Origin of the sequence: uncultured Chitinophaga sp. (genome assembly GCF_937874145.1) — a bacterium.
In the GTDB taxonomy this organism is placed as follows: Bacteria; Bacteroidota; Bacteroidia; order Chitinophagales; family Chitinophagaceae; genus Chitinophaga.
Genome location: NZ_CALNBI010000129.1, coordinates 1 through 9,427, shown reverse-complemented (window position 1 = coordinate 9,427; position 9,427 = coordinate 1). Strand labels below are relative to the sequence as shown.

Genomic DNA, 9,427 nt, shown 5'->3' with positions numbered 1-9,427 from the left:
TGCCGCGGGAGAAGTAGATCCGCTCGAATGAACAGGCGCGGCGCTCGCGGGCGGGGATGATCTCTTCGATAGAGTATTCGCCGTTTTCCTTCACGATGAGTGCGTTGCCGGGCATGAGCTCCATCACTTCATTTTCACCCACGTTAAAGGTGGTACGGATGGCGGCGCGCTCGGAGGCGGTCACGATCACGTCTTCGTTTACGTAGTAATAAGAAGGACGGATGCCGTGGGGATCGCGGATAACGAAGGAATCGCCGGAACCGATGAGCCCTCCCACATGATAACCACCGTCGAACATGGAGAACGCCTGCTTGAGGATATTCTTCACATCGAGCCCGTTCTGCCGCGCTTCGTCTTCTTTGCAAAGGAAGTGGTGAACCACTTCGAGCATGGCGGCGAGGTCGGAGTTCTTATGTTTGTCGCCGGGAGAAACTTTCGTGAAGCTGAACAGCTCGTCCACATTCACCAGGTTGAAGTTTCCGGCCATGGTGAGGTTGCGGGCGGGAATGGTGTTATATCTTACGAAGGGATGGCACAGTTCGACGTCGTTTTTGCCCTGGGTGGCGTAACGGAGATGCCCCAGCAGCAGTTCGCCCAGGAAGCGGACGTGCCCTTTCATGAGGCCCGGGTAACGGGTGATCTCGGGCTGGTACTTTTCGATCTCTGCAATTTCGTCGCGGACTTTCCCGAAAACGTCGCCGATGGGTTGCGGTTGCGCGCTCCGGATGCGGTGCATGAAAGGCACCCCGGGCTCGGTGTGTAATTTTACAGTGGCCAGGCCTGCGCCGTCTTGCCCACGGTTGTGCTGCTTTTCCATGAGAAGGTACAGCTTATTCAGGCCGTAGAAAACCGTTCCGTATTTCTGTTGATAATAACTGAATGGTTTTCTTAATCTTATGAATGCCAGGCCGCATTCATGCTTAATCGCATCACTCATGCTGTAAAATTGAAGTCGCAAAGTTACGCTTAAATTTCCAAACGGCCGCATCCTCCAAAATGCACTACCAGCGGGCGCGGAAGGGTATTTTGCATGGAAACGGGCCATGGCCGCCGATAACCGGTTGCCGGCATAAAAAATCCCGGCACTGGAGGTGCCGGGATAGTATCATGATTTGCTGAAATCCATTAATTGGATGCCATGGTGTTGGCGGCTGACCATTTGGTCACATTCTCGCACTGTTTGTACTCGTCTTCCACATGCACATAGAAAGTCGGCACCTTGTCTACCAGCCATTTGGCCAGGGCGGTCGCCTGTTTTTCCTGGAGGGTGCGCTGCTGGATGCGGGAATAGTCGTCGCGGAGGTTTTCGCGGTGCGGTTCGGTACGCGTTTTCAGGTACACGAGGCGAACGCCCTTACGGCCCTGCTCGTCGGTAAACTCGATCGGTTTGGTAACGCCGCCCGGTTTCAGCGAGTCGATCAGCATTACGATGTCCTTGGTGGACGGGTCGTTCAGCTGGTCGATGGTGATGAAAGTGCTGTTGGTCATCGGGTTGGTCAGCATACCGCCGCTGAATTTCGCCATGGGATCGTCGCTGTATTTGGATACGGCTTCCGCGAAGTTGGTCTTGCCCGCGATGATGTTGGCGCGGATGGTGTCCAGCTTCTGGATGGCGTTCTTGATTTCGTTGGTCATCACGTTCGGCTTGAGGAGGATGTGCTGCACGGTCACGTTGTCGCCCGCGCGCTTCAGCATCTTGATCAGGTGGTAGCCGAACTGCGACTTCACGGGGTTTGACATTTCGCCTTCGCGCAGCCGGAAGCTGGCGGAAAGGAATTCCGGGTCCCAGTTTTTGTCGTAGCGGTTGAGGGGATATACACCGTTGTTCTCGCGAACGGCGGGGTCTTCGGAGTAAAGGCTGGCGTAGGTGCCGAATTCGCCTTCTTTCTTTTCAACCTTGCTGCGGATATCCATGAGCCGGTCGTAAGCGTACTTATCCATCTCGCGGCTGGCTTTGGGCAGGATCACGAGCTGGCCGATTTCGAGTTCGGATTCGTAGAACGGCAGGCTGTCCTGCGGGATTTTCTCGAAGTTGGTACGAACCTCTGTGGGCGTCACTTTCACGGAGTTCACGATCTTGTCGCGCATGGCTTTGGCAAGCATGTTCTCACGGATGGCGTCGCGGAAGCGTTCGCGGAGCTGGTAGATGGTGTAGCCGGTCACTTTCGTCATGTTCTCGCGGCCGTTGTAGCGCTGTTCGGCCCAGCGGATCTGGGATTCGATACGGCCTTCCACGTCGGATTCGGAAATGGGAAGAGAGTCGCGCTCGGCCTGGAGTACCAGGATCTTCTGCGCAATGATCTGCTCGATGGCGGCGCAGGGCGCGTTGGCCGGAAGGGGAACCCCTTCGAGGGCCTGCTGCTGCATATCCACCATGGCCGACTCGATGTCGGACTGCAGGATGATCTTTTCACCCACCTTGGCGACGATCTTGTCGGCAATAATCTTTTTCTGCTGCGCCACGGCTACCTGGAATAGGAACATGGCGGCGAAGGAAGATATGACAAATTTCTTCATATAAATGCTACTGTCTTCTCAAAGTAACTGATAAAAAATTAGCCGCACAAAGACGGCTAATCTATTTAACAAAAATTTCGGAATTGCGGCGGGCGTTGAGACCCGCCGCAACAGGATGTTTAGAGGGTACGTTTCACTTCCACTTCTTCGAAGCCTTCGACGATGTCGCCGACTTTGAGGTCGCTGTAGTTCTTGATGGAAAGACCGCATTCCATACCGGAAACGACTTCTTTCACATCGTCTTTGTAACGTTTCAGCGACTGCAGCTCGCCTGTGTGCACCACGATACCGTCGCGTACCAGGTTTATGCGCGAATTGCGGAAGAGTTTGCCGTCGAGAACGAAGCAGCCCGCAACGGTAGCCTTGTCGAACTTGTAGGTTTCGCGGATTTCGACGTTCGCGGTAACCTTTTTCTCGATTTTCGGTTCCAGCATCCCTTCCATCGCGGATTTGAGCTCGTCGATGGCGTCGTAGATGATGGAGTATGTGCGGATTTCGATGTTCTCTTTCTCGGCGAGGCGTGCCGCATTGAGCGACGGGCGCACCTGGAAGCCGATTACGAGTGCGTCGGAAGCGGTAGCCAGCAATACGTCGGATTCGGTGATCTGACCTACGCCTTTGAGTACCACGCTTACTACGATCTCTTCAGTGGACAGTTTCTGCAGGGAGTCGGAGAGCGCTTCCACTGAACCGTCCACGTCGCCTTTGATGATGAGGTTCAGCTGCTTGAAGTTGCCAAGGGCAAGGCGGCGTCCGATCTCGTCGAGGGTGATGTGTTTCTTCGTGCGGATGCCTTGTTCGCGAACGATCTGGGCTCTGCGGTTGGCGAGGTCCTTGGCTTCTGACTCGTCTTCATACATACGGAACTTCTCACCAGCCTGCGGGGCGCCGTTGAGGCCGAGGAGCTGCACGGGGGCGGAGGGGCCTACCTTCTCGACGCGTTGTCCGCGTTCGTTGAACATGGCCTTAATCTTACCGAAGTGCGCGCCCGACACGATGGTGTCGCCCTGGCTGAGGGAACCATTCTGCACCAGTACTGTGGTAACGTAGCCGCGGCCCTTGTCGAGCGTGGCTTCGATCACCGTACCGGAAGCTTCGCGGTTCGGGTTGGCTTTCAGGTCGAGGAGCTCGGCTTCCAGCAGGATTTTCTCCAGCAGGACGTCGATATTCATACCGCTTTTGGCGGAGATTTCCTGGCTTTGGAATTTACCGCCCCAGTCTTCTACCAGGAGGTTCATACCAGCGAGTTGTTCCTTGATTTTTTCCGGGTTGGCGCCGTCTTTATCCACTTTGTTGATGGCGAATACCATCGGCAGGCCGGCGGCCTGGGAGTGGGAGATGGCCTCACGGGTCTGGGGCATGATGGCATCGTCTGCCGCGATCACGATCACGGCGATGTCGGCCACTTTTGCACCACGGGCACGCATCGCGGTAAACGCTTCGTGACCGGGGGTATCGAGGAAGGTTACTTTCTTACCGGAAGCGGTGGTCACCTGGTAGGCACCGATGTGCTGGGTGATACCGCCGGCCTCGCCCGCCACTACGTTGGCGTTGCGGATGTAGTCGAGCAGGGAGGTCTTACCGTGGTCAACGTGACCCATGATGGTCACGATCGGCGCGCGGGGTTCCAGATCTTCCGGATCGTCTACGATTTCGTCTTCATCGTCGTCGGTAGCGTCGTCTACACCGATGAATTCCACTTCATAGCCGAATTCTCCGGCTACGAGCTCGATTACTTCGGCGTCGAGGCGTTGGTTGATGGACACCATGATACCGAGGCCCATACATTTCGAGATTACTTCGGCGAAGGAAACGTCCATGAGGTTGGCGAGCTCGCTCACGGAGAGGAACTCGGTTACCTGCAGCTTGTTGCCGTCTGCCATGTTCTGGGCTTCGCGCTCGGCCATTTCGTGGCGTTTGTCGCGGCGGCGGCTGGCCTTGGTGGATTTTCCACCGCGGGTGGTGCCACCCATTTTGGCCATGGTTTCCTTGATTTTATTCTGGATCTCGTTTTTATCGATTTCACGGTCTTGCGGTCCGCGGGGGGCACCCTGGCCGAAGTTGCCCTGTCCGGGGCGTTGGTTGCGGTTGTTGGGGCCGCGGTTGCCTTGATGGCCGCCGGGACCTCTATTACCCTGGTGACCGCCGGGGCCGCGTTGGCCGGGGCCGCCTGGTCCGCGGTTGCCTTGTTGGCCGCCGTGTTGGCCGGGGCCGCGCTGGCCGGGGCCTCCGGGGCCGCGGTTACCTTGCTGGGTACCGTGTTGGCCGCCGCCGTGCTGGCCGGGGCCGCGGTTGCCCTGGGCGCCTTCGCGGGCGAATTCGCCGGGTTTGATGGGCTCGGGTTTCTTTTCTACGACGATACGTTTGCGTTTGCGTTTCTCGTCTTTGTTGAAGCCTTTGTTATCGCGGCGGTCCTGGGACACGGGGAGATCGATTTTGCCGATCACTTTAGGTCCGGAGAGGCGTGTTGCCTGAATATTTTCGATCACGGAGGGTCCTGCATCGTCGCCGGAAGCGTCGCTGGCTGCGGCCGGGGAAGCGGGTGCTTCGGGTGCGGCGGGGGCGGGAGTCTGCGCGGCGGGTGCTGCGGTTTCTTCCCTGGCGGCGGGTTTGGATTCCGGTTTCGGTTCTTGTTTAGGTTCGGGTTTGGGTTCCGGTTTCACTGCTGCTGCGGGCTTTTCGGGCTGCGGAGCGGGTTGTGGCGCCGGGGTTTCTTCCTTCGCGGCTTTGGGTTCGGCTTTGGGCTCGGGAGCGGGCTGCGGCTTGGGCTCAAGTTTGTCTTCTGCGTCAGGTTTGGGCTCCTGGGGAGCGGGGGCCGGTTTATCTTCTTCCGTTTCGGTTTTGGCTGTTTTCTTGCGGTTGGCGGGATTAAGCGCGTCCAGATCGATGGTACCCATGATGCGGGGGCCATTGATCTTGGGGGATTCGGGTTTCACGACCTCTTCCTCTTTGGCTGCTGCTTTAGGCTCGGGCGCCGCTTCCTTTTTCGGCTCGGGGGCCGGTTCGGGTTTGGGCTCGGGTTTGGCTTCGGCGGCCGGTTGGGGTTGGGGTGCGGGAGCCGGTTCAGGCTGCGGTGCAGGCTGTTCCGTGCGGGCTTCGGGCTGAGGGGCCGCTTTGGGAGCGGGTTCCGGCTCGGGCGCAGGCTCCGGTTTGGCCGTGGGCGCTTCGTCCCTCTTTTTGGCTACGGCATCCGCTTCCTCCTTTTTCTTCGCTGCCAGCTCTGCTTCTTCCTTCTCCTTCTTCTTGGCTGCGTCTAACACCGTTCCTTTCGGCAAAGCGATCTGATCGCTTTTTCGCTTGTTGGCCTTATCCTGTTGGAACTCATTCTGGAGCGCATGGTACATCTGGGCAGTGAGACGGGCGTTGGGAGAACCGAATCCATCCATATCATAGCCTTTACCGGCCAGGAAATCGATCAGCGTTTCCTTGCCAATGTTGAATTCCTTGGCTGCGGCCAGCAATCTCGGTGTGTTGTTTGTTACTTCAGGCATATCGTTTTCTCGTCCTTCCCGTTTAATCCCCACCAACCGGCGGAGCAAATCTTTTAACATTTTAACAATAACTCAAATATCTCTGCAATCAAAAAAGCCAACCCTATGGGAAGGGGTAGCGGAAGGCTTATTCTTTTTCAAATTCTTCCTGGAGGATCCTTCTCACTTCCGTTACGGTCTCCTCTTCAAGGTCGGAGCGGCGTACCAGTTCTTCCGAAGTCAGATCCAGGACGGAGCGGGCGGTATCGCAACCGATTCTTTTCAGTTCGTCGATCACCCAAGCTTCGATTTCGTCTGCGAATTCTTCCAGGTCGATGTCGAATTCGGTCTGTTCCTGTTCTTCGTCGCGGAACACATCGATTTCGTAGCCGGTCAGTTCGCAGGCCAGTTTAATGTTCACGCCTTTTTTACCGATGGCCAGTGATACCTGGTCGGGTTTAAGGTAAACGGAGGCGTACTTGTTATCATTATCCACTTCCATCCGGCTGATGCGGGCGGGCGTGAGGGCGCGCTGGATCAGGAGCTGAATGTTTGCGGTATAGTTAATGATGTCAATGTTCTCGTTGCGGAGTTCACGTACGATGCCGTGAATCCGGCTTCCTTTCATACCCACGCAGGCGCCTACGGGGTCGATACGGTCGTCATAGGATTCCACGGCAACTTTGGCTCTTTCGCCGGGCTCGCGCACGATCTTTTTGATCACGATAAGGCCGTCGAAGATTTCCGGCACCTCGATTTCGAGGAGTTTGGCCAGGAAGGAGGGATGTGTTCTGGAAAGGATGATCAGCGGGGAGTTATTCTTCAGTTCCACTTTCTTCACAACCGCTCTCACGTTCTCACCTTTCTTGAAATAATCCGTCGGTATCTGTTCGGATTTAGGCAATATTAGTTCATTCCCTTCATCATCCAATAATAAAACTTCTTTTTTCCATACCTGGTAAACTTCCCCGGTCACGATCTCGCCGACGCGGTCTCCGTATTTCTTTACCAGGATGTTCTTTTTCAGGTCGCCGATGCGGGCAGTCAGCGTTTGCTTGGCTGCAAGGATGGCGCGGCGCCCGAAATCCAGGATTTCCACTTCTTCATACAGATCTTCCCCCACCTGGTAGTCGGGCTCGATCAGAATGGCTTCGGAATAAGCCACCTGCGCATTCTCGTCCTCAACCGTCCCATCTTCCACGATGGTGCGGCGGCGGAGAATCTCCAGGTCACCTTTCTCAGTATTTACAATCACGTCAAAGTTCTCATCTGAGCCATATTTCTTACGCAACAGGGTCTTAAACACATCCTCCAACACCTTCATCAGCGTGGGCCGGTCGATGTTCTCGGCCTCCTTAAACTCGGTGAATGACTCAATCAGGTTAATACTAGCCATGTTATATATTATTTTAAAACACGATGCACACCTTTGTGTGCTTTATTTCTGTTAAATTGATGTTAGATACCTTAATTTCTTTCTTCTTGCCGATCGTTTCCTCCAGCGTCAGCTCAGTTTCGGTGGCCGCGGTCAGCTTCCCTTCCTTCACCGTACCGTCCAGTAAAGTCACCTCCACCTTCCGGCCCACGTTCTTCACAAACTGCCGATGCGTCTTCAAAGGCTCATCGAGCCCCGGAGACGATACTTCCAGCGAAAAATCGTTGTCAGGAAAAATGCCGGCCGCCTCCAGCTGGGGATACAACTGGCGGTTCAGCGACACCAGATTGGAGATCGACGCGCCGCTATCCGCATCCACGTAAACCTTCACATTGTTGGTAGGCTTAATCTTTATTTCAACCACGAAATATTCCGGCTTGTCCGCCAGCAGAGCGTCGAGAAATTCCCTGATGCGCGCTATCACTTGTTCGTTTGCCATACAAAATAGAAGAAGGGGACTCCCATCGTCCCCTTCATTTGAATCTTTATTCCGTTACAAAATTAGCATTTATTTTCATTTCAAAAACTATTTCTTTCCCGCAAATCCAATACCAGACATATTACCAAACTTCGTAATTGGTAGTCCGCCGCATTTGCCGTATCTTAGAAATCGCATGATATCCCGGATTCAACCAGAGCTCGCGATTTGGACCGCCGGCCTTGCTTTGCTCGCCTGTATGGACCCGCACGCAAACCTCCCCAGCCTCTGCTTCTGGCGCTGGATCGGTTTCGAAAGTTGCCCCGGCTGCGGCCTGGGCCATTCCATCTCCCACCTCTTCCACGGCCAGTGGCAGGAAAGCTGGGAAGCCCACAAACTCGGCGCCCCCACCATCGCAGCCCTTCTCTGGCGGATCGGGCAACTTGCAAAAATCCAAATTCACGCCTTCAGACATGGATAACTATTATTATGCCGCCCTGCCCGGCATCGACCAGGAAGAAATGGTCTGGCTCGAAGAGCTGACCAAAAAATTCGACGACGACACCCGGAAGAAGTTCCTCTTCCTATACCAGTCGCGCCGCAAAGACCCGCAAACCATCCTCATCACCTGCCTCCTCGGCCTCGTGGGCCCCAACGGCATCCACCGCTTTCTGCTCGACCAGATCCTGATAGGCATCCTGTACGTGGTCACACTGGGCTTTTGCTTCATCGGCACCATCATCGACGCCATCAATTACCGCCGGCTCACCTGGGAATACAACAAACAGGTTTCCCTGGAAGTGGCCGCCATGCTCAGCAGAACCTGGACCGTTCGTTAAAGAAATCCTAAAAACTGGCAAAAAAAGGGGGTATCTGCTATCTTTGCAGCATGTCTCTTTTAAAGTTGATTTTCTACATCCTCGCGGGATGGTTTTTATATAAACTGATCTTTCAATTTATCATTCCCGTATACCGCGGCACCAAACAGGTGCGCCGACAGATGCAGGACATGCAGGACGCCATGCGCCAGCAGTACGAGCAGCAGCAACGCCAGCAGCAGCAACAGCAGACGGCCCAGCAACAGGTGCCGCCCAGGCAACAGGAGCCCGTCCGCAAGCGCGACGATGGCGATTACATCGATTTCGAGGAAATCAAATAATACTTATCCTTTCGGTTTGAAGATATCCAGGATGGTGGCGGGCGACTGCAGGTGGATCGACCTTATCCCCAGCTTTTGCGCCGCTTCCACATTCGGCAGCGTATCGTCGATGAACAGGGTATGCTCTGGCTTCAAGCCATTCTGGTCCAGCACCATCTGCCAGGCCTCCGCTTCCGGCTTCCGGCAGCCCATGAGATGGGAATAATACGTTTTATCGAAAAAAGCGCCCAGCGAAGGGATACCGCGCTCCTTTTCCAGTATTTTGCTGAACGCCGCCAGGTGAATCGCGTTGGTATTGCTCAGCAGGAACAAATCGTATTGGTTGCGCAACTGCTGCAACAGCTGCAGCCGTGCCACCGGGTAATCGAGCAGCATGGCGTTCCAGGCGCCGATCACCTGTTCGTCGGTAACGCCTTCCGGCAGTACGC

The 9,427-nt window shown here is 55.4% G+C and carries 8 protein-coding genes and 1 pseudogene; 3 read left to right on the top strand and 6 right to left on the bottom strand.

Annotation, left to right across the window (positions count from 1 at the left end; all coding sequences use genetic code 11):
• The 5 genes and pseudogenes from Q0510_RS05840 to Q0510_RS05820 form a co-directional block, all read right to left on the bottom strand.
• Positions 1-937: pseudogene (locus Q0510_RS05840) on the bottom strand (amidophosphoribosyltransferase); the annotation flags it as partial.
• A gap of 188 nt (positions 938-1,125) precedes the next feature.
• Complete coding sequence (locus Q0510_RS05835) at positions 1,126-2,517, bottom strand: peptidylprolyl isomerase (protein WP_298709096.1); 1,392 nt, start codon at positions 2,515-2,517, stop codon at positions 1,126-1,128.
• 119 nt (positions 2,518-2,636) lie between these two features.
• Complete coding sequence (gene infB, locus Q0510_RS05830; protein WP_298709094.1) at positions 2,637-6,008, bottom strand: translation initiation factor IF-2; 3,372 nt, start codon at positions 6,006-6,008, stop codon at positions 2,637-2,639.
• Between the two features lie 127 nt (positions 6,009-6,135).
• Positions 6,136-7,383, bottom strand: a complete 1,248-nt coding sequence (gene nusA / locus Q0510_RS05825) for a transcription termination factor NusA (RefSeq protein WP_298709093.1) — start codon at positions 7,381-7,383, stop codon at positions 6,136-6,138.
• A 13-nt stretch (positions 7,384-7,396) separates the two neighbouring features.
• Positions 7,397-7,861, bottom strand: a complete 465-nt coding sequence (locus Q0510_RS05820) for a ribosome maturation factor (RefSeq protein ID WP_298709092.1) — start codon at positions 7,859-7,861, stop codon at positions 7,397-7,399.
• A gap of 175 nt (positions 7,862-8,036) precedes the next feature.
• Here Q0510_RS05820 and Q0510_RS05815 point away from each other — a divergent pair, with 175 nt between their 5' ends.
• The 3 genes from Q0510_RS05815 to Q0510_RS05805 are packed head-to-tail and all read left to right on the top strand — an operon-like array spanning position 8,037 to position 8,999.
• Positions 8,037-8,321, top strand: coding sequence for a DUF2752 domain-containing protein (locus Q0510_RS05815; RefSeq protein ID WP_298709091.1), 285 nt, complete (start codon positions 8,037-8,039; stop codon positions 8,319-8,321).
• Complete coding sequence (locus Q0510_RS05810; protein WP_298709090.1) at positions 8,314-8,679, top strand: TM2 domain-containing protein; 366 nt, start codon at positions 8,314-8,316, stop codon at positions 8,677-8,679. The genes Q0510_RS05815 and Q0510_RS05810 overlap by 8 nt, the downstream gene beginning before the upstream one ends.
• Positions 8,680-8,729: 50 nt before the next feature.
• A complete protein-coding gene (locus tag Q0510_RS05805) occupies positions 8,730-8,999 on the top strand; it encodes a DUF4834 family protein (protein ID WP_298709089.1) in 270 nt (89 codons plus the stop codon).
• A 3-nt stretch (positions 9,000-9,002) separates the two neighbouring features.
• On the opposite strand, the gene Q0510_RS05800 is transcribed toward Q0510_RS05805, so the two are convergent.
• On the bottom strand, positions 9,003-9,427 hold a 425-nt coding region (locus Q0510_RS05800), incomplete at its 5' end, for an HAD-IA family hydrolase (RefSeq protein WP_298709088.1).